This window comes from Antarcticibacterium sp. 1MA-6-2 (assembly GCF_021535135.1).
Taxonomy (GTDB): Bacteria; Bacteroidota; Bacteroidia; order Flavobacteriales; family Flavobacteriaceae; genus Gillisia.
On record NZ_CP091036.1, the window covers coordinates 604246 to 630552 of the forward strand.

The 26307-nt window shown below is 35.1% G+C and carries 36 protein-coding genes; 9 read left to right on the plus strand and 27 right to left on the minus strand.

All coding sequences use genetic code 11. The annotated features are described in order from the left end of the window. Nucleotides 1–167: 167 nt before the first annotated feature. The 3 genes from LZ575_RS03005 to LZ575_RS03015 form a co-directional block, all read right to left on the minus strand. Nucleotides 168–398, minus strand: a complete 231-nt coding sequence (locus tag LZ575_RS03005; RefSeq protein WP_235328304.1) for a hypothetical protein — start codon at nucleotides 396–398, stop codon at nucleotides 168–170. A 10-nt stretch (nucleotides 399–408) separates the two neighbouring features. Beyond that, entirely contained in the window at nucleotides 409–747 is a 339-nt protein-coding gene (locus LZ575_RS03010; RefSeq protein ID WP_235328305.1) for a hypothetical protein, read from the minus strand. A 149-nt stretch (nucleotides 748–896) separates the two neighbouring features. Then, nucleotides 897–1151 carry a hypothetical protein gene (locus LZ575_RS03015; RefSeq protein ID WP_235328307.1) on the minus strand — a complete coding sequence of 85 codons (255 nt, stop codon included), beginning with the start codon at nucleotides 1149–1151 and terminating at the stop codon, nucleotides 897–899. 1105 nt (nucleotides 1152–2256) lie between these two features. On the opposite strand from LZ575_RS03015, the gene LZ575_RS03020 reads away from it, so the two are divergent. Further along, entirely contained in the window at nucleotides 2257–2670 is a 414-nt protein-coding gene (locus tag LZ575_RS03020) for a hypothetical protein (protein WP_235328309.1), read from the plus strand. Between the two features lie 94 nt (nucleotides 2671–2764). Then, nucleotides 2765–3187: an SOS response-associated peptidase gene (locus LZ575_RS03025; RefSeq protein WP_235328311.1), complete on the plus strand. Its 423-nt coding sequence runs from the start codon at nucleotides 2765–2767 to the stop codon at nucleotides 3185–3187. A 60-nt stretch (nucleotides 3188–3247) separates the two neighbouring features. Here LZ575_RS03025 and LZ575_RS03030 read toward each other — a convergent pair whose 3' ends face one another. Both LZ575_RS03030 and LZ575_RS03035 read right to left on the minus strand, forming a co-directional pair. Continuing rightward, nucleotides 3248–3733: a transposase gene (locus LZ575_RS03030; protein ID WP_235324925.1), complete on the minus strand. Its 486-nt coding sequence runs from the start codon at nucleotides 3731–3733 to the stop codon at nucleotides 3248–3250. A gap of 17 nt (nucleotides 3734–3750) precedes the next feature. Next, nucleotides 3751–4830, minus strand: a complete 1080-nt coding sequence (locus LZ575_RS03035; protein WP_235324926.1) for a transposase — start codon at nucleotides 4828–4830, stop codon at nucleotides 3751–3753. Between the two features lie 543 nt (nucleotides 4831–5373). Between LZ575_RS03035 and LZ575_RS03040 the strand changes: the two genes are divergently transcribed. Both LZ575_RS03040 and LZ575_RS03045 read left to right on the plus strand, forming a co-directional pair. Then, nucleotides 5374–6393, plus strand: a complete 1020-nt coding sequence (locus LZ575_RS03040) for an ATP-binding protein (protein ID WP_235328313.1) — start codon at nucleotides 5374–5376, stop codon at nucleotides 6391–6393. Between the two features lie 182 nt (nucleotides 6394–6575). Next, nucleotides 6576–7295, plus strand: coding sequence for a hypothetical protein (locus LZ575_RS03045; protein WP_235328315.1), 720 nt, complete (start codon nucleotides 6576–6578; stop codon nucleotides 7293–7295). Between the two features lie 62 nt (nucleotides 7296–7357). Here LZ575_RS03045 and LZ575_RS03050 read toward each other — a convergent pair whose 3' ends face one another. The 4 genes from LZ575_RS03050 to LZ575_RS03065 form a co-directional block, all read right to left on the minus strand. Further along, nucleotides 7358–8005 carry a hypothetical protein gene (locus LZ575_RS03050; RefSeq protein WP_235328317.1) on the minus strand — a complete coding sequence of 216 codons (648 nt, stop codon included), beginning with the start codon at nucleotides 8003–8005 and terminating at the stop codon, nucleotides 7358–7360. 21 nt (nucleotides 8006–8026) lie between these two features. Then, the gene (locus LZ575_RS03055) at nucleotides 8027–8416 is read right to left on the minus strand and encodes a hypothetical protein (protein ID WP_235328319.1); all 390 of its coding nucleotides are present in this window, start codon (nucleotides 8414–8416) and stop codon (nucleotides 8027–8029) included. 276 nt (nucleotides 8417–8692) lie between these two features. Then, complete coding sequence (locus LZ575_RS03060; RefSeq protein WP_235328321.1) at nucleotides 8693–9016, minus strand: SH3 beta-barrel fold-containing protein; 324 nt, start codon at nucleotides 9014–9016, stop codon at nucleotides 8693–8695. Between the two features lie 28 nt (nucleotides 9017–9044). Continuing rightward, a complete protein-coding gene (locus LZ575_RS03065) occupies nucleotides 9045–9338 on the minus strand; it encodes a hypothetical protein (RefSeq protein WP_235328323.1) in 294 nt (97 codons plus the stop codon). Between the two features lie 192 nt (nucleotides 9339–9530). Here LZ575_RS03065 and LZ575_RS03070 point away from each other — a divergent pair, with 192 nt between their 5' ends. Further along, nucleotides 9531–9785, plus strand: a complete 255-nt coding sequence (locus LZ575_RS03070) for a helix-turn-helix domain-containing protein (protein WP_235328325.1) — start codon at nucleotides 9531–9533, stop codon at nucleotides 9783–9785. A gap of 52 nt (nucleotides 9786–9837) precedes the next feature. After that, nucleotides 9838–10038 carry a hypothetical protein gene (locus tag LZ575_RS03075; RefSeq protein ID WP_235328327.1) on the plus strand — a complete coding sequence of 67 codons (201 nt, stop codon included), beginning with the start codon at nucleotides 9838–9840 and terminating at the stop codon, nucleotides 10036–10038. 509 nt (nucleotides 10039–10547) lie between these two features. Here LZ575_RS03075 and LZ575_RS03080 read toward each other — a convergent pair. The 18 genes from LZ575_RS03080 to LZ575_RS03160 form a co-directional block, all read right to left on the minus strand. Next, nucleotides 10548–11171 carry a hypothetical protein gene (locus LZ575_RS03080; RefSeq protein WP_235328329.1) on the minus strand — a complete coding sequence of 208 codons (624 nt, stop codon included), beginning with the start codon at nucleotides 11169–11171 and terminating at the stop codon, nucleotides 10548–10550. 771 nt (nucleotides 11172–11942) lie between these two features. Further along, nucleotides 11943–12215 carry a hypothetical protein gene (locus tag LZ575_RS03085; RefSeq protein WP_235328331.1) on the minus strand — a complete coding sequence of 91 codons (273 nt, stop codon included), beginning with the start codon at nucleotides 12213–12215 and terminating at the stop codon, nucleotides 11943–11945. A 224-nt stretch (nucleotides 12216–12439) separates the two neighbouring features. Continuing rightward, nucleotides 12440–12919 carry a hypothetical protein gene (locus tag LZ575_RS03090; RefSeq protein WP_235328333.1) on the minus strand — a complete coding sequence of 160 codons (480 nt, stop codon included), beginning with the start codon at nucleotides 12917–12919 and terminating at the stop codon, nucleotides 12440–12442. Nucleotides 12920–13012: 93 nt separating this feature from the next. After that, complete coding sequence (locus LZ575_RS03095) at nucleotides 13013–13321, minus strand: hypothetical protein (RefSeq protein ID WP_235328335.1); 309 nt, start codon at nucleotides 13319–13321, stop codon at nucleotides 13013–13015. Between the two features lie 180 nt (nucleotides 13322–13501). Then, nucleotides 13502–13795, minus strand: a complete 294-nt coding sequence (locus tag LZ575_RS24175; RefSeq protein ID WP_409187201.1) for a DUF6371 domain-containing protein — start codon at nucleotides 13793–13795, stop codon at nucleotides 13502–13504. Between the two features lie 7 nt (nucleotides 13796–13802). Then, entirely contained in the window at nucleotides 13803–14240 is a 438-nt protein-coding gene (locus LZ575_RS22235) for a PG0870-related protein (protein WP_255702748.1), read from the minus strand. Nucleotides 14241–14369: 129 nt separating this feature from the next. Beyond that, nucleotides 14370–15236: a hypothetical protein gene (locus tag LZ575_RS03105; RefSeq protein ID WP_235328337.1), complete on the minus strand. Its 867-nt coding sequence runs from the start codon at nucleotides 15234–15236 to the stop codon at nucleotides 14370–14372. After that, on the minus strand, nucleotides 15203–15481 hold the full coding sequence (locus LZ575_RS03110; RefSeq protein ID WP_235328339.1) for a hypothetical protein: 279 nt from the start codon (nucleotides 15479–15481) through the stop codon (nucleotides 15203–15205). The genes LZ575_RS03105 and LZ575_RS03110 overlap by 34 nt, the downstream gene beginning before the upstream one ends. A gap of 236 nt (nucleotides 15482–15717) precedes the next feature. Next, nucleotides 15718–16023, minus strand: a complete 306-nt coding sequence (locus tag LZ575_RS03115) for a hypothetical protein (RefSeq protein WP_235328341.1) — start codon at nucleotides 16021–16023, stop codon at nucleotides 15718–15720. Between the two features lie 4 nt (nucleotides 16024–16027). Beyond that, entirely contained in the window at nucleotides 16028–16360 is a 333-nt protein-coding gene (locus LZ575_RS03120) for a helix-turn-helix domain-containing protein (RefSeq protein ID WP_235328343.1), read from the minus strand. A 121-nt stretch (nucleotides 16361–16481) separates the two neighbouring features. Next, a complete protein-coding gene (locus LZ575_RS03125) occupies nucleotides 16482–17264 on the minus strand; it encodes a hypothetical protein (protein ID WP_235328345.1) in 783 nt (260 codons plus the stop codon). Between the two features lie 13 nt (nucleotides 17265–17277). Beyond that, on the minus strand, nucleotides 17278–18132 hold the full coding sequence (locus LZ575_RS03130; protein ID WP_235330663.1) for a site-specific integrase: 855 nt from the start codon (nucleotides 18130–18132) through the stop codon (nucleotides 17278–17280). Between the two features lie 26 nt (nucleotides 18133–18158). Continuing rightward, nucleotides 18159–18539 carry a hypothetical protein gene (locus tag LZ575_RS03135; protein ID WP_235328348.1) on the minus strand — a complete coding sequence of 127 codons (381 nt, stop codon included), beginning with the start codon at nucleotides 18537–18539 and terminating at the stop codon, nucleotides 18159–18161. Between the two features lie 533 nt (nucleotides 18540–19072). Then, nucleotides 19073–19507, minus strand: coding sequence for a hypothetical protein (locus LZ575_RS03140; protein WP_235328350.1), 435 nt, complete (start codon nucleotides 19505–19507; stop codon nucleotides 19073–19075). Nucleotides 19508–19522: 15 nt separating this feature from the next. Continuing rightward, nucleotides 19523–19894, minus strand: a complete 372-nt coding sequence (locus tag LZ575_RS03145) for a carboxypeptidase-like regulatory domain-containing protein (protein WP_235328352.1) — start codon at nucleotides 19892–19894, stop codon at nucleotides 19523–19525. Nucleotides 19895–20030: 136 nt separating this feature from the next. After that, nucleotides 20031–20657 carry a hypothetical protein gene (locus LZ575_RS03150; RefSeq protein WP_235328354.1) on the minus strand — a complete coding sequence of 209 codons (627 nt, stop codon included), beginning with the start codon at nucleotides 20655–20657 and terminating at the stop codon, nucleotides 20031–20033. A 620-nt stretch (nucleotides 20658–21277) separates the two neighbouring features. Then, nucleotides 21278–22006, minus strand: coding sequence for an outer membrane beta-barrel protein (locus LZ575_RS03155; protein WP_235328356.1), 729 nt, complete (start codon nucleotides 22004–22006; stop codon nucleotides 21278–21280). 193 nt (nucleotides 22007–22199) lie between these two features. Continuing rightward, nucleotides 22200–23594 carry a T9SS type A sorting domain-containing protein gene (locus LZ575_RS03160; protein ID WP_235328358.1) on the minus strand — a complete coding sequence of 465 codons (1395 nt, stop codon included), beginning with the start codon at nucleotides 23592–23594 and terminating at the stop codon, nucleotides 22200–22202. 63 nt (nucleotides 23595–23657) lie between these two features. On the opposite strand from LZ575_RS03160, the gene LZ575_RS03165 reads away from it, so the two are divergent. The 3 genes from LZ575_RS03165 to LZ575_RS03175 all read left to right on the plus strand — a co-directional run bounded on the left by LZ575_RS03165 (nucleotide 23658) and on the right by LZ575_RS03175 (nucleotide 26285). Then, complete coding sequence (locus tag LZ575_RS03165; RefSeq protein ID WP_235328360.1) at nucleotides 23658–25094, plus strand: TonB-dependent receptor plug domain-containing protein; 1437 nt, start codon at nucleotides 23658–23660, stop codon at nucleotides 25092–25094. 67 nt (nucleotides 25095–25161) lie between these two features. Continuing rightward, nucleotides 25162–25944 carry a TonB-dependent receptor gene (locus LZ575_RS03170; RefSeq protein WP_235328362.1) on the plus strand — a complete coding sequence of 261 codons (783 nt, stop codon included), beginning with the start codon at nucleotides 25162–25164 and terminating at the stop codon, nucleotides 25942–25944. Next, nucleotides 25941–26285: a hypothetical protein gene (locus LZ575_RS03175; protein ID WP_235328364.1), complete on the plus strand. Its 345-nt coding sequence runs from the start codon at nucleotides 25941–25943 to the stop codon at nucleotides 26283–26285. The genes LZ575_RS03170 and LZ575_RS03175 overlap by 4 nt, the downstream gene beginning before the upstream one ends. Nucleotides 26286–26307: the final 22 nt, after the last annotated feature.

Consider the following 26307-nt stretch of genomic DNA (forward strand, 5'->3'; position numbering starts at 1 on the left):
GAAATGAGTGGTGAACAATTCAATAAAATTTTGTTGGCGCACAATACTTTATAAAATGAATCCAAATATAGAAATTCTTAATAACTAAAAACCCAAAAGATTTTCTAACCAAACATTCAATTTTCCCTGCCAGTAATAATAAGAAGGGTTGTAAAGGAATAAAATTCTTAAATACCTGTATATTTATCTAAAAGTTCACCCTGAACAAATGCTCTCTTACCTTTAATTTTATTTTTATCGTTGTCGTACTCTACCTCTACAAAGAAGCGATCTACAGCATAGAGCACATACCTCCTACTCTCTTCAATGCGGATGTCTAGATAATCCCCAGAGCTAAATACAACATCATATTGTCCCTGATCCGGTAAGGCTAAGAATTCGTAAAGCGTAATTTTCATTTAATAAAAACTAAAAATATCCCACCTTTTCTATAGGTAAAGCCTTCTGCGAATCTATTAAAAATCGAAGGTCGTGTGCTTCCTTGGTAGATAAATTATATTGAGTAAGAAGTATTTGATCAACATTCTCAGTTATTGGTACACTCACCTGGTATAAAGTCTGTTCATCTTTTGATTTACAGTAGTAGGTTTTAATAAGAGGAGAATTTCCTTTTTGAAAATCAATAATATCATTTATGTAAAGAGTCTGAATTACTTTTCCTCCCTCCTTAGTAGTTGAGATTATTTTAATTTCTGTGGGAAATATAGAAATAGTACGTTCAAACGATTCTATCTCACCTGTATTCAAAAATTCCGTAAAGGGGCTTTCAAAGGAGGTTTGGCTAAGCACTAATACCAGAAAAGAGCAAACTCAATATAATAAAGAATCCTTTCACCTCATTAATTTACAAATAAGATTAAAATAGTTTGGCCTCCTTAACTCTTTTTTAGTGGTAGTTATTTATTGAAGTTCTGGATTTTGTGTGTTAAGTCTCTTATAGTTGCTTCATACCTTTCTAATTCCAGGTGCTTATCTGGAGAAACTTCAAAGTACCGGGTTTCACTTTTAACTAATCCCTCTTCTAATCCAATGGTGCTTAAATGCTCTTTCAACTGCTCCTTAATGACATCTTTCCAAGTTGCTTTATCTCCGGAATAATAGCAGGATCTTAAATAAAGATTAGTCTTAGACTCAGTTATTAGTGTACACACTTTCAATTCAATCTGGCCACTAGGGCCTACTCTCTTCCCTGAATAAAAATAATCCAGTATAAGCTCATTTAAGCTATTTTCTACCTTTGGGCGTGTGCTAACCTCCTCTAGCTTCCGTAAGTTTAAAGGAGCTCGGTATAGTGGCATAGTATATCAGAATTATTAATCACTTTACATTTAATAATTATAACCGAAGGCGAAATATTTTATATTTTCTGATTATCTTGTAGTAGGATTATTGACATAAGGGATTTACGTTTCTTTAATCCACTTAAGCAGGTCTTTTGTGCTCCTACGCATCGACCTGCTTTTTTCTTCCTAAATAATTCAAAACGAATCCATTAAAAAACATTAATTTATGGTTACATTAGATGTAAGGCTTAATCCTTTAGCTAACTGTGGGATTAAGCGAACATTGTAGGGATGGCTCGCTTTTTCTTTTATGAAACGTATTTCGAAACAATGTAGGCTGCCAAAAGAACACTGCATACCAGAAGAACCCACTTCCAGTACCTTCCGTTGCTTTTTATCATTCCGTCGTCATCTTCCATAACTGTGGATTCTATTAATTTTTATTCTTGCCTTTGTAATAGTTATTCCTATTTCTATTATAGTTTTTCATTGTGCGACTTTCTTCAATTAGATCTTCATCACCCAATTTTTCAGCAGGTAGCAAAAAAGAGAAAAACAACAAGAGCAAAAAACCCGACCCAACAAGAATAAGCTCCTCAAAGAATTTTAAAAAAGAGCTTATGAGTGTTAATGACAAGAATGCACATAAATAGTTGAATAGAAATAAAACCAACAAGATATGCCTAAGGTGTTTTAAATTATGGAAAGCCATTCCCCTACAGATTTATTAATTATAATCTTCTATTCTTGAGGGAGCTAAAAAGGTAAAATATTTTTCAATGGTGACAAATTAATCTGAAATTATTTTATATTTAACCTATCAATTTGGGGGGTAAGGGGTTACAGCCCTATTGGTTAGATAAGCGGGCACTTGGGGTTCCCGCTTTTTTTATGGCCATCCCAATTACTCATAGCTCTGTTTAAGTTTAATTCACTTTCTGGTAATAATCCGTAAATTTATAAAAAGAGCAATATGAAACTTGAAATATCATTAGTAAAAGACCCACAGGAGATAGAAGATACTTTAGCTACTTCCCATTTTGATTGTATAGAGGTTTATGAGCCTTCTTCAAAAGTCGAAAAGGGAGGAACTGTCTATATTATTTCTGAAGATCAACCGCACTACGTTATACCTGCTACCTGGGCATTAGGAGATGATGTACTAGAGGATTTAATGGAGGGGGAAAAATTAATGAAGTGTGTAATCCTTGTAGATAAAGTGGTAATGAACGGCAAAACTACAACTGAAGGAAATCACCTTACTGGGATTAAAGGGTATTGTATAGACTACGGAGGCGAAAACTATATTGTGCTTCCAGCAAGAGATAAAAAACAGTTGCAACTTTGTGATTGTGGTGATATTCAAAATTATCTGGTAAACCGATAACGAAGATGTGTTACCGTACTAAACTTAATTCCCATTAAGCGATATTGAAAGGACTTTCGATGCTCGTTTTGTTGATCCTGAAGCTTACCAACTTTTGGAGGAAATTAATGCTTATACTTTTAATAGAACTCCTGTAATAACTGCTGAAAACAAGGGAGAAATACAGATGTTCAATTGGGGCTTAATACCTTTTTGGGCTAAATCTGATAATATCAAAAAATCTACCTTAAATGCTAGAATAGAAACTGCTACAGAAAAACCAGCGTTTAGAAATTCCGTTGAGAACCGTTGCCTCACAATTGCTAATGGTTATTATGAATGGCAGTGGTTAGATCCTAAAGGAAAACAGAAGCAGAAGTATTTAATTCAACCAAAAGGCCAAGAGATTTTTGCATTTGCCGGAATTTATTCTACCTGGAAAAAACCAGATAATAATGAGCTAATAAACTCTTATTCAATTTTAACTACAGAAGCGAATGAGTTAATGAGTCGGATACATAACAACAAACAGCGGTAACCGTTGCACAAGCCTATAATTTCCTCTACAAACAAGATTTCCTATTATATTTAAAGCTTTTTAAGCAAGTGATGCTCTATTCACAAACACTTTTTGGGAAGAAAAAAGGAGGATCAAAACAGCTTGAAAAGCCATTAATTCAGCTTTTATAATAGAAGGAGCGGCGTCTTGGCATTTTTGCAGGGCATTTGCCCCGGACTTGACTTTCCTTGTGGTAAACTTCAGGTACTTCTTCAGGTTATACGCAATGGCGGCCAGGTGCATACATTTGTTGGCCTGGCGAATTCCGATGGTATTTACTTTTCTTAGTCCCAGGAATTCTTTAAGGGTACCAAAAACGGGTTCTACCGTGCCTTGTCGTTTGCCTTTCATATAGCGGCCACGCCTGCTTTTTACCCGTTCAATATTTCTTTCGTATTCTTCCCGAAAGGCGGTAATATTGATCCTTTTTTCGTGGCTCTTGCCAATGCAGGCTTTTTTTATTGGGCAGTCTTTACAATCTGCTCTTGTAGTAAAATAGTTATCCTTTAAGTTTCCATTCTCCATTTTCTGCTTCCGGAAGGTTACCTTTTTCCTTGCGGGCACAGCCAGTAGTTGCCCTCTTTAAAATATTGGAACCCTTCAGGTCCTCCTTTGTAAGTGCCGTGTGGTGGAATATAGGGTGTAAGACCTTTATTTTCCAGGTATGCATAATTCTCCCCACTGCTATAACCTGCATCTGCCAGCAGATTTTCCCAGATCAATCCTTCCCTGCGTAAACGCCTGTTCAATCTTGTAACAGTATCCTTTAAATATTTTGTGTCTTTCTTATCTGCATGGTAGGCCTGTACATCTGTTATTACGTGGGCTTTAGTATCTACGGCTATATTGCAGAGGTAGTTAAGTTTCCTGGCTTTTCCGGGTTTGACACTGATCCTTGCATCAGGATCTGTGGGGCTGTAGTGGGTTTTGTTGCTGGTATATTTACTGCCTTTGTTCTTTGCACCGGGTTTCATATCCTGGTCCTTACTCCATCTTTTATTACGGCTCTTAATTTCCTGTAATTCTTGTTTACTGGCGGTAATTTCCTGTTGTTCTTTAGGGGCTTTGTTCTCTTTGGCTTTTCGGTCCCTGCTGCTTTGCACACGCAGCTTTGAGAGATGCTCTTCAAGATCTTCTGCCGGGACTTTAAGCTCCAGGCTATCCATAGAAGCATTGGCTTTAACAGGAGCTGAATCAATGGCTTGTGTATGCCCGCTTACCAATCCTGCTTCTACACATAGTTTAAAAACCCGGGTGAATACTTCCTCAAAGACATCATCGGTAAAAAGCTTTCGGGTACGGCTTATGGTGCTGTGCCAGGGTAGTTCTTCATCTACATCATACCCAAGGAAATAAAGGATGTCCAGCCGCATTGCACAATGATCCATTACGCCACGATCTGTAGTAATATTCTCAAGATATCCCACCAGGCAGATCTTGAAATACACCACGGGGTCGATACTTTTTTGTCCGCTCTCCCCATAGAACTGGTGGGTGAGTGGATAAAGGAAATCCAGGTTGAGAGCCTCTTTTAACCTGCGATAAAAATTTTCTTTTGGGATTCGATCACTTAACCTAAAGGAAGTGAAGAGTTTTTCCTGATAGTCTTTTTTGCCTTGCATTCCATGAAATTACCTAATTTCGGTAACTTGTGCAACAGGCACAGCGTATGCCTGTAGTGTTGAGGCAAGAGGATTGGGATAGTTGGTTATCAGGTAAAGATATTTCAAACTTCGCTTTTCCCTATGAGGTGGAGCTTAGAGCACAGCCCGTTTAAATTGGGTCAGTTTGTTCTTTCAGAAATTAATAAGCTCAGGTTTTAAATTAAACAAATACCTGCCAACCGTACCGTTGCAACCGTACCATTGCTTTACCGTTGAATTAGCCGTTGCATTTACCGTTGAAGCCGTTGAATGATGCCATAAATTGCCGTTAATGGCATTTAATTCATACTATTAACGCTGCAACCGTTATTAAAGAATTGAACCGATTTATAAATTAATATACCAAAAATAGAAACTTCCCTTTTTCCCTATATTTTTATCTCCTGATCACCTACACTTAATCAAGTTTTTCGAGTGCTTTATCCAAAAGATTGTTTACATCGCATTCTGAGTCCTTTTTTATCGTAACTTCTATAGCCAAATTTTTTAATCCTTTCGGTTATGAAAAAAAATATTCACATTGAAAAAATGAGCGTGAAAGGAGTTCAAAATTTAATAGATCGCGCATATCGTGAAGGGAGTGAAATGCAGTTTGTAAGAGAATTGTATAAAAATTCAATAGAAGCTGGAGCAACACAAATTGAATTTGGGCCCGAATGGCAAGGAGTAGAAAAGCAAGGCGTTTATAGATTTATGGTCGCTGATAACGGCAAGGGAATGAACGCAAGCGAAATGGAAACTTTTCTTAATACTTTCGGCAGTGGCGGCAAACCCGTGGGAGGTGCTCACGAAAATTACGGAATCGGAGCTAAAACTTCCACCTTACCCTGGAATTATAAAGGTGTCGTCGTTTTATCCTGGACTGAAAATGATCCAGTAGGATCAATGTTGTGGTTGTGTAAAAATCCTTCAACAGGGGAATATGGAGCTAAAATTATTCAAACTGATGATGGAGAATACAACACTGTAGTAAGCCCTTACAACGATAAAGAATTCGGCATTAATTGGGGTAAAATAAAGCCTTCGTGGTTACAAATTAGTGGAACGATTGTAATTTGTTTAGGTAATACGGGTAAAGAAAATACTTTTATTGAAAAAGGCAGAGGTGAAAGCTTTTCCCTACAAGGAATTTCAGCATATCTAAACAAACGGATATGGGAAATACCTGAAAATGTTGAAATCTTCGTACAGGAATTAAGATCAAAGAAAAAAGAAAAGATGCCGAAGTCAATTGAAGAGGCTTCAAGAAGCAGTTTGTTTAATAAAGGGAAAAAAGACAATCGCTGGAATAGAAGAAGAGTAAAAGGAGCAAAGCAACATTTAATATTTCCAGGTCATAAGAAAGGAGAAATGGGGGCAACCGGAAAGATTACAGCTAAGGATGGCACTGAATTAAAATGGTATTTGTGGAAGGGTGAAAGACCTAACATTCATTCTAACGCCCACGAAAAAGGTTACATTGCTGCACTTTACGACAATGAATTATACGACGTAAAAACTCATCATTCTTCTTTTTCGTAGTTTTGGTATATCTGCATCAAAAGTCAGAGAAAACCTGACCATAATTGCTATACCTCCAATTTTAAGTAATGATGTTGGTGTTTATCCAGATACTGCTAGAAACTCGCTGAAAATAATGGGTACTAAAAAAGCTAAGTGAACCCTTACCCTGGGCAGAATGGGGAGAAGAGTTCTCATCTCAATTGCCTCCTGAAATTATTAATGCGTTAAAAAATGCAATTGATTCATCCACAGGGACCATAGAGGATACAAAGTGGAGAGATAAATTAGCGGCAAGATTTAGTAAGAGATGGAATCAAAGAATTAACAAATTAGCCGAAGAAGGGAAGGAAAAAATATTACCTGGTCAAACGATAAACTTATTTACGATCACGGAACAACCTGGTGAAGATAAACCTCGTTCTAAAACTAGCTCATTTACAACTAGACAAGAAGATAAGTCGCTAAACGCTGGATTTACAGCATCTGGAGAAGAAAAAGCAAAAGAAACACACGTGCCTAGAGGTATCCCTAATTACCGCTGGGTAAATGAAGAAGAGTTAGAGCTTGGAGTGGCAGCAGCATGGGAACCTCCTAATGCCAATGAACCCAGTGGAGTTGTCCTCCTTAACCGCGGCTTTGAAATGTTTGGGGAAGTTATCCGATATTGGCAAAATCTTTACCCGGAGCACCTAGCAGAGAAAATTGAATTCGTCGTTCAAGAAATTTATGGGCAGGCCATGGTTGCTCGTATAGCACATTCGGAAAGCCTAGCACGAAATGCAAATTGGGGGCGTAAAGCAGTAGATAATGAGCTTCGTTCACCTAGTTCGCTTACTATGGCAGTCTTGGGATTAGTTACAGAAGATTATATTATAGCAAATAAGTTAGGAGCTCTTTTAAGTAAGCGTCAAAGCAGTTAAATCAGGTACAAATTAAAAAACCCCGCAAGTGGATGCGAGGCTTTAACTATTGGAATTACGTTTTATCCTTTAGGCCTTTTAATTTCCTTTGCTTTATAAACTTCAATATTTCTCTTTTTCTGTAACCTTTCCGCTTCTTCTGTTATTAAGCCAGCCAGTTCTTTAGCTCTCTCAATAAAGGTTTTATAATCGATTAAGCCATAAGTAAAAGATTCAGTAATAGTTATTATTTCCTCCTCGATTTCCGCATAAAATTCTTCATTAGCACCTAAAGTGTGCTCTGTTGACCATTGATCCTTAAAAGAAGCTCCTAATAAGGCTAAATCTAATTTTGTATCAAAGAAAGTATCTCCTGTATTGGAAAACTTATCTAAAAACTTTGAGTGTTCTTTATAGGTTTTTTGTAGGTTAAAATATTCCTCTAAATACTCATCATTTAAAGGCTCTTTCCATAATGCATGGTTTACAACTTCATTTAATATTAGAGTGGGAATTATTTCTTTTGCTCCGGTGCTCTCTAAATATTTGTTTATAGACTCTATTTGCATTCTTATACCCATTAATTCTACTAAAGACTCAAAAATTTCTCTGTCTGTAATATCTAATCTTTTAATATCTAATAGAAGATATCTGTTAGCCCGGCCTCCTGGATATTCCATTATGTTTTTTGCGGCTTTGGTTTTTTCTTCTGGTAAGTTTACTGTTATCATAATTTCTAATTTTTAGTTTATTTATAAAGTTTTATTTTGATTAATTGTGTTTAGATATACGTTCCATTTAAAAATTATTTTTTTTGCTAATGCTGTAGCATCTTTTCTAAATCTTAGTTTTCTTTTAGAGTTCTTTTTAATCGTTTTATCAAAGATTCTTTCCATTTCCTCTCTAATAGGAATGGTTCTTTCTTCTTCTTCTAATGTTTGTGGAAAAGGATAGCCTATAAGATTAAATGCACTGTAGATACCGGAATAATCAGCGGCATAATACATTGTATCTTCGTGAGGTGCGAAGGTTCTTTGTACAGCATCCATTATTATAAATAGCTGCTTAAACATTACTGCATCTTTTACAATGTCCTGTAGTAACTCCGCCTTTTGTCTGTCTGTAAAATCTGAATAAATCATATTATTTAAGATTGTTTAAATTGAATAGTTACCTTTTGGATTGAGGCTTTTTCCATTGCCACTCTATTAATCAGCTCCAAGTTGTTTTCCACTCTACATTGTATTGAAGCCTTAACACGTGCTTTGTCCTCTTCTGAAGCTTTAGGATCAAATAATGTGGAGAATCCTGTGAAAAGTTGGTTTAAGTTATTCATTTGATTGATCTATTAATTTAAGTTGTACTTCCAATTTCCGATTTGGGGGTTTTTCCTTATTCTGGAAGCACCCCCAGGTTAGCTAGTATGCCGCTATAAAGTTTTCAACCTTAAAGGATCTTAAACTATTTACTTCAGCATCGAAGTAGGTAACAGTTTTATAATTTGGTGTACTGGTTCCTTTAATCTTTTCCGCAGCATTCTTAAGAGTAGCGTAGGCAATTCTTAAAGATCCGTCTGCTTTCTCAAAAGCTATTTTAACCGTCTCAGTTGCCATTCTTTTACGAAGTCTATACAAAGCCCAAGCTTTAGCTAAACACACCGCAAAGCTTTTGCCTGTAGATTTTACAAGCTCGTGAGCCCATTTAAATACTCTTGTTCTAAAGGTTTTGTTTGAAGTTTCCATAATCTCAATTATTAAAGTTGGTTTATAATTATTTTACTGTTGTTGCTAAAAATGTTACTTCGCTCCATATTCCCCTGTTTAACACTTTCTGAAAATCTGCTGCTTTATAAATTCCTCTTTCTACTATGTGATTACCTACTTTAATGAATCCGAATCCTGCACCTAATTTTTCCATTTCAAGGATTGCGTTACCGAATGATTTAAGAGAGGTAAAGCTTAATTTTTTAATAGTTCCACCATTCACGAACTTTACAGTTAAGGTCTTTCCCCTTAGGCTTTCTTTAGCTTCTGATATTGCGGTTTTAAATTCTGTAGTATTCATTTCTTTAATATTAATGTAATACCTTAATTATTATGTTGCTAATTTAAGTATAACTTTAATACTATACAAGTTTTACATTAATTTATTTTTAAATTATTTAGGTATTGCTTTAATTAGTATCTTTGAACACAAACTAAATATAATTTTTTTATGGATCTATTGAGATTAAAAGAGCTTCTAAAAGAGAAGGATATGACTGGGAAAGACTTAGCGGAAAAAGTGGGAGTTAGCCCGGTGGCGGTATCAAATATTGCAAGTGGCAATTCATTCCCAAAACCTGATTTATTAAAGAGTATAGCGGACGCTCTGGATGTGGATATAAGGGAGTTATTTAACCCAACTAAAGAAGCTCCTCTGGAAAGTACCCGGGAAGCATTGTACATTAGAAAAAACGGTGACTATATTGGAATCGGTGAGATTGATTTAAGTAGTATTAATGAAGGTTGATCAGGTTTATCTTCTTAAAATTCGGAATCATTTTTCAGGCAGTAAATAAAATATGGATCCATATCTACAAATAGCAAAAGATCACGTTCCTACAGATGACCTTTTAAGAATTGTATCTGCAAGGGAGTGTATCGACTTCGAGGATCTGAAAAGATTGATTGCAGAAACCAGAAAACGACCTGAACCTAAACGAATGACCAAAGATCAAGAGCAGAGAGCAGAATTTAGAAAACGTCTACAGAGATTAATATGATTTAAGAACACTCACATTCTAGAACTACCTTAATAGTTCCTGTTCCCGCTACTCTTTTAGACTTTAATTAAGTTTGAATATATTAGCAGCTTCATAATAGTTAGTTTAGCAGACTGAAGGCAGCCCCTCTCTCCCCGGTCTTCGGTTTTTATTATCTTTCAACTTGCTGCGTAGTTACTAAATAAACTTTCTAACATTCTTTCGGAGGGTCTTAGATTATGCGCTTCTAGAAATTCCTTAGAGGATATCATACTGCCATAATCGAATAAGGTTTCTAACCCATTGACTACCCTATAAACTCTCAATTCTGTATGTCCTAAAGTGCCAAACTCCCTTACTATATTATTCCAATGATTTAATGCTTAGTGCCCAGGCTTCCTTGTTTGCCAAATAATTAAATATAGGATCAAGGTTGGAATCTATACCTGAATAAACAGGACTTGTATAACTGTGTACATCTTCGCCTTGGTTCGTTAGGCTTAAGAACTTAAATTTATATCCTGTCATAACTACCAGTTAAAAGAATTGAATAGAGCACGGATCAAATTATGTCTATTTGCACTGTATAAATCATTTGGTTCTGTACGTATACCACCTGCACGGCCTATATTTGTAAAGGTTTGATTGCCGATATTGTAGTACCCCACATATTGACCATGTAATAATATTTCGGCAGCAGCTGGATTAATATTAGCCATAAATTCACTGTGCTTTAAGTTCATATTACGACGACATTCATCCCAATTAGAAAAAGGTTGACTAATGAATTCGTATTCGCTTTTTACAGTTGCGGTTTCTCCCGTTACTCCTGTAGTGTAAACGTTACCAATTATTTTAAATACGTGTGCCATAAATGTTTGTTTTAACAGGCTTTCAAACTGCTTTATAAAGGTAATACTTTCTTCACTATTTAGAATTATTCTAAATAATATTTTATTATTATTTTTTTGTAAATCATTGCCGTAATCTTGCCCTTGTCTACACACGGGTAACAGATAGTGCGATATTCTAAACCTTGCAGTATATTGAAGTATCGTAAAGGTGTTTAAGTTGCCGTTATTATTGAAGTTGTGAGGGTTTTTTATTGTTTGGCTTCCTGAAATAAAACTATTGCATTCTAACCCTAACCTCACCCCTTTTTTATAGGGTCGGAAAACTCTTCCTTTTTAAGTGTCTATACACGCGAACAGATACCAATGAAGTTTTAATGTTCAGGTTTTTTAATGCCGTCATGTGATTCCCAATAAGTTTTCTTTTTTATCGTGTTAAAAACTTGCTCAAGTGAAATATCATGTGACCGTTAGAAAATCTTCGTTCTTTCTCCTGAAGTTCCTTTACCCCTAGCTGAACCTTAGCTCTTTTTTATCGTGCGAAAAACAATTCCCCGTACACGTGTTGTGATATGGAAAAAATCTTTTACCCTTACCGTTACATTACCGTTGTACCTTGTTGTAATCTTGTTGTTATCCTTGTACTAACCTTGTACTAATAATGCCATTACTTCGATATTTATTCGATTTTATCCTTGGGGTTAACTTGGGGTTGTTTGGTAAAATAATATCACGTTCGCGTGTAGACTGTAAAAAACTTACTTCGGACTATCAATCCCTTTTTTATGGTTTCCGAAAACTTAATTATTTACACGCGTAGTGATTCCGACAAACTCTTCACCCTCGTTAAAATCTCGTTATTATTTCCTGATCCTGAAGATTTTATTGGGGTCTTACATGTGCGCGTGTAGCGGCTCAATTAAACTTACTCCAGGCAATCAACTGCTATTCTTTTTATAGTGTAAGAAAACCCTATACGCGCGAATAGATAGGGATATATTATTAAGCTAGGTCGCGATCCCATTCCAGGGATATTGCTTAGCGGCTATATTATTCCGATGTTTTTCTGATTGCTTAATTAGGATTTTCACAAGAAGCTCCAGCGTTTTCAAGAGATTTCCTGTAACTCTCGCAAGGGTTTTCTATCCTGTAAGCATACTCCTGTTCAGCTTCTTTTCTCTGTTGAACGGTTAGATTATCCTTTGCTAATAACTCTCCATACATAGTATGGTAACTTTCTCTAATATCAGCAATGGAAGTGCCGCAGCACATTTCTCCATTATCTCTATCCTCATCCGATGAGCACGAAAAGAAGATAATACAAATGAATAGTAGTAGTTTTTTCATAATAGCTAATTTACTTAAAGGCATTGTATTGCAATTTAATATTTTTAAATCCTTAGTGTAATCTTAGTACGAATTATAAAATCCTTAGGGTAATCTTAGGGTGTTACCTGGTAAATTTTTAGTCTTGTTTTAGTTTTTCAAATCTTGACCTAATCTTGACCTTTTTATCGTGTCAGAACTATTTCACGTGCACGCGTTATGATTCCCGAGAAGTCTTCCTTGTCTTAATATTTGGTTTTGTTCCTTTCCTTAGGTGGTATTCCAAAAGCCTTATTCTGAAGTTCCTTTAAGGCTTTGAGTTCTTCAAGAGTCATGTGGGTTAAGTCCGGTTTTTCCTCTTTTAAAATCTTCTCACCTTTAGAAGTTATATCCGTTTTTTGTTCAGCTCTACCGAAAAGCCAATCCCGGTAATCGCTCATCATTCGTTGACGTGTGCTCTTACTGTTTAAGTCAATAACAATTAATCTTATCCAATATGGCCGGGTTTGATCCTCTTCAAATTCTTTCAGGTCTTTTTCCTCCATTGCCAAAAGAAGCCCCATCATATCAAAGTATTCTGTTTTTGTTGGAGCCTGGTAGCCTTTCTGTTGTAAATCGGCTATGTGTTCAGAATATTTCTTTCTTGGTCTTCCTTTTAAATTTCTTCTTGAATCCTCTCCTTCTTTGAAGGGCTTTAAATTCTCTTGTTTACGTGGATTTTTCACAGTTTTATCACAGTTTAATATTAATATTTACTTTTTTGGTATTTGCTATAATTTATTAGGGACGATATAACGGTTACGTCTATGTAAAGATATTTAAGGTGGTGAATTCACTGCATTCAGTTTCAATTTCTTTGCTCCTTCCCTTTCTCCTATCTCTAATAAAATTTTAAGGGCACGTTCTTTTGTTCCTGGATTCCAAGCCCATATTCCGAAAGCTTTATCTGTAGGATATGAAATACAGTTATAAATAGCGTTTTCTAGGCGTTTAAATACTTCAAAAGTCTTAGACCCTTCAGCAGATGTTTTCGCGTAAATATAGCCATATGGTGTGGCTGAAATTTGATTAAACTCATATCCTTTTACTTGTCCTTTGCCGGAAAATTGTTTTGGTAGTTCTTTCATTGATTTAATGTATTTGCTTCTTAGGCTGATTAATAAAATAGTCTGCTATGTCTAAACCGTTTGTTGAAGTGCTACATTTCACTTCTAATAAATCCGAAACCTCAACATTAAAACCGTGTTTTCTTAAAACTTCCGCTTTTTCATTCCACTTGTCAAAAGCTCCAAGGTCTGGATATAATACTATTTTTTTTCCTTTAGTGGTTTAAATAGTCTGGGTTTTATATTGGATAATCCACAGGTTGCTAACCATAAATATTTAGGATAAATAGCAGACATAATGCACGCTGTTTTAGGAGCCTCTACTATGGCAATCATATTGTTGTCCGGGTAATCCCTTATTAAGTGTAAACCGAAAAGGCATTGAGATAAAACAAAATCTTTATGCTTTCCTTTTTTCTGTAAAAGAGAATGCACCCAGGTAATATGGCTAAACGGCTCTTTCTTTCTTTTCCCTGTAACAGGATCGTATAAAATAACTTGGCTAAGTTCTTACATTTTCATTTTGATCTATTTGCCAAAATATTGTCGCTCCCCCATTCCAGTGAAAACAGGTAGAGATAAAATATTCCTTTACAATTTTCTCTACTTTACTTTGAGGTAAAAAAGATCTTAGGAAGATAATAAAGTTGTTTCTTTTTTCTTCTTCAGTGTTATAATATCTATCCACATAATCAAGAGGTAAAAAAGTTGGTTCCGGTATAACTATAGTTGCAGGATCTACCGGGGTAAAATTATTTTCTTTTTCAGGTTGTTTAAAATATCCGCATTTCTCCTCACGGTCACACCTACCAAAAGAGTCAGGAAGATAAGATTGACTTTCTATATCTACATACCTAACAAACGTCTTTTTCAGACAATTAGGGCAGTTAACCTTCTTGCTACCACGCTCCAGCGTATATTTAAAGCCTGAATTATTCATTTTTTCCTTTGTTTATAGGGTTTTTCAAGAGGTATGTTAATTTGTATGTTGGTGGTGTGTTAACTATGTTAACCGAGGTAAGGTGGTGTGTTAGCCCCCATATGTAAGGGGGCAACATACCCTACTAACTTATCTTACTGACTTACCTAGTTTGTAGGGCTTCATTTGTGCTTCTTGAATTATCATTTCCTGCTCTCTATAGTAGGTTATCCAATCTCTACATTTACTATCACCTATTGAAATTGAATAAGTAGCTAAAACATATTTTATCTTGTCCAGCAAGTCTTTATATTTAACCTCCTGACATTTATTAAAAGCTTCAGATAATATTGAGTAATGAACTTCTTTTTCATAGTCAAAAGGATTTTTTGACTTAGATTTCTCTCTTTCTTTAGTTGACTTAAAATCTTCTACTAAGAAAGGGATTCCGTTTTCATCTACACTAAAATATAGCTCGTCTATTTCCATTCCCCTCGCATAAGGTGAAGTGACAATAGATACATCTTTGTTTGTGGAGTCTTTTTCTATGGATAGAACGGTTTCACTTTTTTGAATTAAATAGCTTCCTATGTGACCTTTTGCATTCGAATCGCTTTTGTTTTGATGAAGCACTGTAGAGATATGAATATTCTTTTCCAGACTCCACTTCATTAATAGCGTTGTTATATTAATGGCTTCCTCTTCATCATTAACTCCTTTCATTAAAAGATCTGCTATACCGTCAATTACTACAAAGGTTATTCCCGGGGTTTTGTAAATAGCTTCTTCAATCATTTTAAGCCTCTCTGAGGGAGAATATGGCCTTAAAACATAGTAAGACAAACCTTTACTTATGTTCGTTCCTAAGAGCTTGCAAATACGTTTATATTGCAAGTGTGCATGCCTTTTAGATTGCTCAGTATCAAAATAGATTCCCTTAACTTGTCCTAAACCTGAAACAAACCCTTTAATATTGGTTATACCTAAAAGAACTGCTGACCATAATGCCAGGAACATTGATTTTTTAGATTTAGCTTTACTGTAACTGTTAAGATATTTCCTAAAGTTGCAGCCCCTATACCATTAATCAATAAAACTGGTGTTTCCTCTGGAATGTCTTCAAATGGATCTAACTTAGCCTTACTTAATTTATCCTCTACAGAAGATTCCTTTCGCTGCTCAAAATCCTTTTCTAAATCTTCTATTTCTAAACATGCAGTTTGCGCACCCTCAACAGGGCTAGTTTTTATGGCATTGGACATGTCGGGGGAGGTTAAGTGGGTTCGTTTTGAGTGGGGTAGTATAACTTAAATAATAAGGTGTTTCCTTTCCTGAAAATTCGCAGGAATAAAATCCTATCATTTCTATTTTGTCCTCCTTAAGAAGTGATAAGAAGGATTCTATAAAAATGTTTAATTCAGTATTATTAATCTCTTTTAGTATTCTGGTTATGGATCGAGGTTTCGCTAAAATCTTTAGAATTTTCTCTCTTTCCATATCAAAACAATTTTAATTGATTAGACTTTGGAAATAGAGAAGGATCAGCGGTATACTCGTTAACTTTGGAATATCCGCTAATACTGCATTTTCGTTTTCTTATTAATGCTATTCGTTCTTGCTCTAGAAGCATATCTATGTAGTAGCAGATGTTGGATCTCATTACTCCGGTGTAATTATCCGCTTCTAACATCGTCATCGGCTTTTCCTTAAAAGCCTCGTATACTTTTACTAACTGTGCCTTAAATTTGCTATCTTTAGCCCGTTGGAAATTATTATTAAGGCTTTGGGAATTGGTACTTTCCATTGCCTTATTTTTTTAAGTAAAGATTAGCTTCAGATTCGATTTCAGCATTAGTTTGCTGCCTACCTCCTTTTACATATTCCAGTAATTCTTTTCTGGAAAAGTAAAGCCGTTTACTGCGCTTCATCACAGGCAATTCTCCTTTACTCACTTTGCTGTAAATAGTGGGGACTGAAAGGCTTAAAAATACAGCTGTATCCTGTACGGTAAGAAGCTGTTCAGGCTGTTCGGTGGGATGTTGTCTGCTCTTATTGAGTAACAACTGTTTCAATTCGCTAATTTCTTGGGTAAGCATAGTTACCGCTGTGGGTAACTGGTCGAATGTTAAAATTTCTTTCATTTTACAACAGTTTTAGAATTATTACTGCTGTAAAATTATCTTATTTATAAATGTTAAGTTATTGATATTCAGTTGTATAAACTTGTATAAAAGAAAATACAAGTTTGAACAACTTGTTTATTCAGTTTTTAACCAAGGTTTCAAGATAAACTTTCATACTATCAAATTCTGCTTTATCAGTAATATCATTATAATTGTATCCATTCATTGCGTTATAACTTGCAATTTTCCAATCAAACTCATTTTTACAACAATCGTGGAACCTTTTTGCAATGCGTTCTTTAGGCAATAACTCTAAGTACTGAAAAGCACGCAATAATAACTTTAAACGTTTTCCTTTAATATTTCTGTATTGTATTTTAATCTTTTCTACAATTTCAGAACTTTTTTTGTGTGTTATGAGGTCACTTAATTTTTCAGATTGTACTGGTTTATTTTTATCTATTTGTTGAAGGTCGTCCTTTTGGTTTACTGTTAATGAGAATGCTTTTTCAATTGATTCTTTTATGTATAGAATTTCATTATAAGAAATTTCGAAGTAGCTTCCATCAAATTGTATGTGTAATTTGAAATCATTTTTGCTGATTTTTTCTAGATCACTTTTCCAATGATTTAATATTTCATTTTTAGTTTCCTCCTTAGTTTTTCCTTCGATACTAGTTATTTTTGCAGTACCATTTATGACCTTGTTTCTATATCCGTATAATTTGGTTTTTTGCTCATTTACTTTATCTTCTAAATGGCCTTCCCAAATCTCAATTACACCTATTAAACCTTCAAAAAATTCCTCTGCATCATAATGATATTTTTCCGCATCTTCATATGTCCTTATAAAACGCTTATGTAATTTTTTACCTTTGCTTTGGTTTAAGAAACTTTCCAATATAATTTTTTGAAAATCCATAGGGGGTAAACTTTTAAATATTAAAATCCATTATAGTTTTAGAAAATTCTTTTTTAGTATCACTATCAAAACCTGCAAAATATCTTTGGGTAGTAGATAGATTATTGTGGCCTAAGCTCTCTTGAATAAATTCCATGGTCGCACCATTCCTAACGGCTGAGGTGGCAAAGCTATGCCTCGCCCAGTAAGCGGAAATTTCTTTGGGCAATCCTATTTTAGCGGCTAATCTCTTTAGATGTTGTCCAATAAACCTATTAAAATTATTTACTTTCAGATGCTGTTCGGCAGGAGTATCTTTTTCAGATATAATATCAAATACAAAATCTTCTGGATTACTAACATCTTTTGAATACTTTTCTATAATAGACTGTGTATATTCATTTAAGTAGATTGTAACAGGCTTTAACTGGGCTTTGGAGGTTGTTATAGTTTTAGCCCTGTAAAAGGAAAATTTGCCCTCCTGAATGTGTTTAAACTTTAGCTGTGCAATATCTTTAATATTAATTCCATTACAGGCATAAGAGAAAAACCAAAAATCTCTAGCCTTCTCCTGGTGCTTATTCTCAGGAGTTGCATTAAATAATAGACTTAGCTGCTCCTTAGATAAGGCTTTCTTTACATTGGAGGAGTTAGGAACTTGATATTTTCTTTTACCAAATGGATAGTAATCCTTCTCAATTTCCTTTTCATCTATAGCCTTATTAAATATAGCTTTCAAGGCTCTCAAATACATACTTACAGTAGTTAGGCTCCTACCCTTCTCGTCTTTCATGTAAGTTTCACAATCCTGAAGGAAACGCGGAGTAATATCAAATAACGTCAGTTTGCTGTACTTCCTTTTTAAATGAGTCTCAACAAAATCCTTTATTGCTTTTTGGCTAAGATCATAAGTGCTTAAGCAGTTCCTATTTTCTTGTTATCTAAAAATTCCTGTATTGCTAATGTGTATTGGTATTTGACGTTCACACCATCCCCAGCACTCCGGTATAACTTCTTTTCGAATTGTTCAAATGTGAAAGGTGTAATTTCTTCAGCTACTTTACTAGCCCTCACCTCTACCGCTTGAAGTTTTTTCCTAAGAGGTTTGTGTTCCTTTCGAGGTTTTGAAGTGTTCCAGATACTTTCAAATTCTGAGGCCGTAAATTCAAATACGGTTGGATAAAGTTTTTGCACCCTAGGATTAGGTGTGTACACTCTCAATTTAACCGGGAATTTTCCATTTGATTTAGATCTTCTTGTATCTAAATAAATAGAGATAGCATATTCACTTTTCATCTTTAGGTCTTAACAACTATAAATATAAGTCATTTGCATAAGATTTGCATACGGAAAGGATAAATAAACGCATAACAGATATTAATGAAAGATAGTTAATAATTGTGTAAACCCTATATTTACAAAGGAATTAAGGAATAGCAATAAATAAAGAAATAGGAGTAAAATATGCCTTCTAAGCAGGCGGTCTCAGGTTCGAATCCTGACGCGATCACTTCACTTTAAAGGTTTCAAGCTATTAAAAGTTTGAAGCCTTTTTTATTTGCATGCAAATTGGGTAAAACTGGATCAAGCATAAAATGGAGGATCAAGCATGAATGTTGAGGGCGAAGCAAAACATCTCTTATTAAAATCATATGAGCAGTCAGGTCAGGTCTTCTGAAGGTTAATCAGGCACTAAAGGCAAGTTTTACGTTTTATTTAAAGAAAGGTTAAATAGTACTGAAATTACAGGATTGGAATAAACAAATTAATTAGTAAAGTTAAGAAAGCAGATTATTGATTACCTGGAATGTCGTGTTGTGCATAGACTTTTAATATTCTACTTCAACATTAATCGATTGGGCCCCTTGCAATTCTTTCCATTTTCCTAAACTACTTTCCCTCATATAAGCATTTCCTTTAGTAAGTATAGCTCCCATAAAAACTTCGAGGGGTTTTTTAGAGTCCGGAATGATTTCGACTCCCACAAAAAAGTCTTCTTCAAGATAAACAGAATATTTTTCCAGATCAATGTTTATCCACCCCTGCTTAATTTGTTTGCGCTGAATTACATTTTCAAAAACTATTTTATCACCAGGGTAATCGGCAAAATCTTTATAAAAATTTATTCTTACAAAAGCGCTATCTGTTTCAAATCCACGTCTCAAATAAAAATTTACAGCCTTGACTCTAACAGTTTTATTGTTTGGAATTTTAATCTGTTTTGCACTTTCTATAATGTCCATTTCTTTTGAGATGGTACTCATCCATACGAAGGGGTTTTAACTTTTTACTCCAATTTTTCTATTTTTTTTCTTTTTGTTCGTTATAATAATCTCCGATAATTGATTTTCATTTGGTTGAAGTTGAATGACCAGGTTTTTTGAATCTTTAATAGGAATTTTTACAGTTTTATATATAACGTGACTAATTGTGAGACTATCCCCTGAAAACTCTGGTAAAAATTTGATCCTAAATTTTCCGTCGAGATTGGAAACTGTTCCTTTATTTTTATCAACTACACCAATGTTTGCAAATTCAATAGGACTTTTGGTTTCAGAGTCAATAAGAATTCCGCTCATTTCAATTTCCTGCGAAAAGGTAAAAAGACTTATAAAATTGAATAGGAAAAGATTATAAATGGAAATTTTCATTTTTCTACGTAAAATGCTCTATAGAACCAATGCAATGCCGTGCGGAGATTTAGTAAAAAACACATGGTAATAACGCACTGTCCTAAAACCAGCACAGATTAAGAATTGTTTTTAGAAATTACTGTAAACAGATCTTTTAGTTTGAAGGATCAATCTCCTCAAGTACAGACTTCTCTTCTATATTATTAAAAAACATACCTGTCCAGGTACCTTCCAGTTCTAAAGTCTCACCTGTAGTGGTTTCTTTAAATGTTGCTACAAAAGTTGCCTTATTTTTTCTCAGGAAAACGGTGTAGTTTGAGGTCAACTTTGTTCCTTTACTCAGGGTAAAGGAATCTGTGAAATTCCAGGAAAAAGGGAACAATGATTCTTCCTGTGTAAAGGCCACTTTGACCCCTCCATTTAAATAACTGTATTCCTGGGATAATAAACTTAACTCCCTGGGAATAGACACCTTAACTTCAGTATATATAATTTCTTCAAAGGCCAGGGAGTCATTAAATTTAAAAATAGAACTACCCTGAATATTCTTAAGGGGCTCAATAATCACCTCCATAATTGTATCTGAATCATTTCGGAAATGAAATTCAGGAATTTTATTTTCAACTATACTTTCTCCATCAGTTTCGTCTAACTTCCATTGTATATCGATTAACTCGTAAGATTTTGATCTTTGTTCAACATCATTTAAAGCATCGTCGCTACTGCACGAGGCAAAACCAATAAACAAAACGATGCCTAGAAATACCTTGGTAAATTTCATTTTTTCAATTTAGGATGAAACATTTAAGTGATGGGCGCCTTAATCCTCCCTTTTATATAAGTAGTTACCAGGTGGTTTTTGTTACAGTTTTCACAAAATTCGGGAGGAGCACTGATTTTATTTACTCTATAAATTATCCAGTATATAAACTGTATGAGTTGGCGGGCTTGATAGTCCGGAAGGTCAATCAGTCGTGGCACATCAACACGATGCTGTATTTTGAGGCAAATTTGTCCGGAATATTAATTTGTAATTTTATGTAGGATTTTCGTGGTTTTGTATTTTAATAATTCTTAAGCTGATAAATGGTCTATTCCGACGTACTAAAAGGACGGAAGGTGTATCTGTTTAAAAACTATTAAAATTGGCTGATTATAAATTCTAATATACCCTTTCACTTATTTCACCTTCATTTTTTAGAGGATATGCACCTGTAAGTTCTTTTTTCATATTCGGGAAATGGTGACATAAATTTCAAGCTTTTACAAGAAGAATCTGGTGCTTCAATGGCCTGGGTAAATTTACCAGTACAATATACAGGTAAACGGAAGATTAAAACCCCCGTAAACCAAAAGGTACAGGGGTTCCATTATGTTATAATAGCGTTTTTTGCCTAAATATTAAAGCCCAAATGCATAACGCAGTTTTAATCCAAAAGACATGGTCTTAACATCACTGATATAGTCTTTGGAAGTTATTTTATTTTTACTTTCTAACAGACTGGATCCAATAAAACTGGTTGGATTTTGATTATCGTATGCTATTACATCTTTACCTTCATTTTTACTTATATCATTCAAGCCATAATCAAGGAACAATCCCATATATAAGGATTGCTCTCCCTCAAGTAAAAACTTTACTCCACTTTCCCCACTTGCAATATAAGATGTACTGAGGTTTAAAGAAGATCTGCTTGTTTCGTACTTACCAAAATTTCCAAATCCAGCAAACAAAGGATTTTTTAATTCCGCATCATACTGACTGTAGTAGCCGCTAGTCACTAATGAAGATGCTTCTACTTCGTAAGCCGCTTTTATATTAAAACCTATTTTGGCCCCAGCCGCTAAGAATAAACGGATATTGCCTGAAGTTTCATATTGCACTATGAGAGGGATATTCAGGTAAGAAGCATACTGTTGTTCATTGTAATTTACAGCACTGTAACGGAAATCAAAATTTTCTCCTTCAATATCTATTGCCTTACTAAAATCCTGCAGGGCATCAATTTTTGCTGTACCCTCGTAATATTGGTACTCCACGCCAGATCCCAGGCTCCAATTGTTGCTAAAAAAGAATGCATAATGAACGCCAACTCCCAATCCACTTTCCATATTATTTTTATCATTCATGACCTTATAATCCAATCGGGAAAAAGTCCCTGAGCATACACTGAAATTTCGTTACTGTTCTGGGCACTGGAAATGCCAAAACCACAACACAGCATCAAAGTCATCAGGTTTTTTAAAATATGCTTTCTATTATATTTTGTTTTCATTTATCTATATTAAATTTTTATTATAGGCTCCTCACACTTAAAGCTCATCATTTCACTATGAATTTTATGGTTCTGGAACTTTTACTGGTCTTACAGGTGAGAACATATACTCCCGATTGTATAAAAGCAGGAAGGTCTATACTTGTAATTTTTTGATTAGAAGCCATATTTTTGAGAAGTACTCCTGATAAATTATGAATTGAAATCTCCATAGTCTTCAATTCTTCGGCAGGGAAATCGGCAAATAACTGTAATTGCTCACCTACACTTACGGGATTAGGAGCCAGGGTCACTTTATAAGAACTTCTTACCTGAACAGAAGTTTGACATGTTTGCAACACCTCACCCTCAACAGTTGTCAATTTTAAATAGAATCTGTCGGTAGGATCAAGTTGATCTTCAGCATTATTACCTTCTGAAAAATACTGCTCTGTACTTACAAGTCGATCATTTTTGTACCATTCAAAAGAGACAAATTTATATCCTCCATTAGTTTCAGGATTATTATTAATTAACAACAGGTTATTAAACTTTTGCTCTACAATAGCATCAAAAGTAAAGCGCCTCTCTATCCTAATATTGTAGGTATTAGTAACACTTCCATCTGGTGAGCTTACATTTATACTCCTGTTGTAAATACCAGGGGCAGGAGTTGAAAGAGTAAAAGAATTACCCCCATCTACTGTTGCAAGTGAATTGACTGCAAGTTGTATGGCAACTTCATCTTCGTCGTTTCCACATTCCATCAAATAATAAATTTCTGCGGATGGATTTTCTACCACTTCCCCATTAATTGAAATACTCAATACCTGGGCTACGCTGCTATTTATTTTAAGAATTCTCGTTACTGGAGCAGCTGTTTCATAATTATTACTTCCTGGCTGAGTGGCCGTAATAGAAATTTCTCCTGCCTGAAGCAATCTTACAAAACCACCATTCGTTACTTCAGCAGCAGGCATTGAGCTTTGATAAGAATAGGTATAGTCTACAAGCAATCCTGAAGAACTTATAGCATTCAATTGAAAATCACTGTCGGCTGGCAAGTTCTTTTCCGGAATGGCAGAAAAGGAAATTACCTGTGTCGCTTTATTAATCGTCATTAGAGCAGTTAGTTCCTCATCTTGTCGATTTTGCATACGGACAGTCGCTTTCACTGTATAAGTACCTGCATTGATCTGGCTGTTGTTGTCATAACTTACTGTTGCACCTTCAGGTAATCCGGTTACAAAAATGCTGTGCTCGCTGCCATCATAGGTGAAAGTATCATCTTCAAAAGTTACTCCTGAGATTTCCGCATTGTCGATCACCAAAGTCACATCTTTGGAAGCAGAAAGATAATTTTCGGTTTCAGCTGAAGCAATAGTAACTGAATATGTACCTGCATCAATATAGTCTTGTTGAGGACTGTAAGTCAAAGAAACAAATTGTATTTGTTTTCTCACTTTTTACCATTTTTTCCAATTTCAGCTTTTCACAATCCTCCAATCTTCAGGGGCAAGTGGTTGATGATCAGCAGATACCTCTCAGAAGGGGCCCATATTCATATTAGCAATAAATTTGACCTTACCAATGCTGATGGCAGATATCGCTTTGCAAATCTTCGAAGCGGCCGACATCGAATTCTTGTTACTTATATAGGTTTTAAAAGCCTGGACACAATTATTTCACTTGATCAAGATGCTGAAGTTAATTTTCAATTAAAAGAAGAAAGAGCCAGCCTTGAGACCGTTATTCTTAAAAGTATACAAAGACGTACTTCTTCTGAAAATATTATAAGAGTAAGTGATACCTATTTGCAAGAGCAATTCGACGGCTCCCTGGCGAATACCCTTGAAAAGTTACCGGGCATTAACGCTATGGAAATTGGAGCGGGAGCATCTAAGCCCATTATTCGGGGGCTTGGTTTTAACCGGGTGGCAGTAACAGAGAATGGTATAAAACAAGAGGGGCAGCAATGGGGTGCAGATCACGGTCTTGAAATAGATGCTTTTTCAGTAGAAGATGTTGAGATAATTAAAGGGGTTGGAGCCATTGAACACGGAAGTGAAGCAATAGGTGGAGTAATAAAAATTATTAATGACAACGTACCTCCCGAAGGATTTTCCGGAGAAATTTTGGGTCTCGCAAAAAGTATTAATAACACCCTTGCCACCTCCATCAACTTATCTTTCCGGCCAGAGAAATTTTATTTCAAAATTAAAGCTACTGGAAGTGAATTTGGAGATTATTCAGTTCCTACAGATAATATTGTTTATTTAACCAGGAACATCCCAATCTACAATGAAAGAGTAAAAAATTCTGCCGGAAAAGAGATAGATCTATATGGCCAGGCGGGATATTTGGGTGAGCATTATAAAAGTACTTTAAGTATAAGCAATGTGTATTTCAAAGCTGGTTTTTTTCCAGGAGCTCATGGTATCCCGTCCCTATCAAGAGTGCAGGATGATGGCGATCGGCGAAACATTACATACCCTTTTCAGCGTGTGAATCATTTTAAGATTATTCAAAAGAATGAATGGTTTTATCACGACCATTCCTGGGAGGTAATTTTAGGAATTCAAAATAACCATCGACAGGAATGGAGTCGCTTCCACACACATTATTCAGCTCAGTCTGCCCCTGAATTTAATCCTGATTTAGAACTGGATTTTAATTTAAATACCTATGATGCCCAACTGAAATTAAACAAAGACTGGAATCCTAATCATAGCAGTACTTTTGGAGCACAGGCACAATTTCAAGACAATAACATTAGCGGATTCAACTTTTTGCTGCCGGAATATTTGCGAAGTGATCTGGCTATTTATACCAAACATACCTATCAGGTTTCAGAAAATCTTATACTAAGCCTGGGCACACGACTTAATCAAAGCAGCATTGCAATTGAGAAATTTCACGATACAAATTTGTATAATTATCTTTTAGAGAATGGCTTAGTCTGAAGATATTGCAAATAATTACGCTACCAGAAGTAAAGATATAAAGCGAAAATTCTTCAATCTCAACCTGATGGGAGGACTACTGTACAATTTTCATCAAAACCTGGATTTTTCAGTTAATGCTGGTACAAGTTTCAGGTTGCCTACTGCCATAGAGCTAGGTGCAAACGGAATTCATCACGGCTCTTTCCGACACGAACAGGGAAATCCTGACCTGAATTCAGAAAAAGGCTTTGTAATAGACACAAAATTGAATTACAGTAAAAATTCTTTTAATGCCTCGGTTAGTCCTTACCTGTATTACTTCAAGAATTATATTTTTTTGAACCCCAGCGGGGAATTTTCTATACTTCCGCACGCAGGACAGATCTATAAATTTACTCAAACCTCCGCCCTACTTAGTGGAGTAGAAATAAGTTTAAACAAGACTTTTGCTGAAAAGTGGAAAACACTTTTCAGCTTTGAATATTTATACACTAAGCAGATCAACAAAGACAGATCGAAAAATTTTCCACTCCCTTTTACGCCGCCCATAAATGGATATGCCGAAATAGGTTATGAATTTTTAAAAAGATCCAAAACATTTAATAATGCGGAGTTTTTTTCAAATGTAACTTTTGCTTTCAGGCAGGAACGCATTGCTCAAAATGAAGAAATTACTCCCGGATATAGTCTTTTGGGAGGAGGATTCCGAACAAGAGTAAATATGAATGGGTTTAAAACTACTATCAACCTACAGGCTACAAATATCTTCAACATTAAATATTACAATCATACAAGTTTTTATCGTGCTCTGAAAATTCCGGAGATGGGACGAAATATCCAATTGATGATTAAAATACCTTTTAAGTGATGCAGACATATAAACGACTTATCGCTGCTTTTCTTCTTGTATTTTTTCTTTTCCCACAAATAGCTGGTAATCTGCATTATTTTGTTGTGCCGCATCAGCCTGCTACCGATAAGATATTGGAAGTTGCCAAAAGTAACCCTGACTTACCTGTGCATTTCTGCATATTTCATCTCCAGGGTTTTTCAATGTTTCTTCCGTTAAAGATTTTTCAGAAAATATCAGCAAATGAAATATTCGAGATTAGTGTAAACATTGACGGTCTTGAACTTTACGTACATCAACCAGATTTCAATTTTCAGCTGAGGGGACCTCCGGAAAATAGAAAGTTTAAAAGTCATTAAAGTTTCTTTAAAAAAATTATAC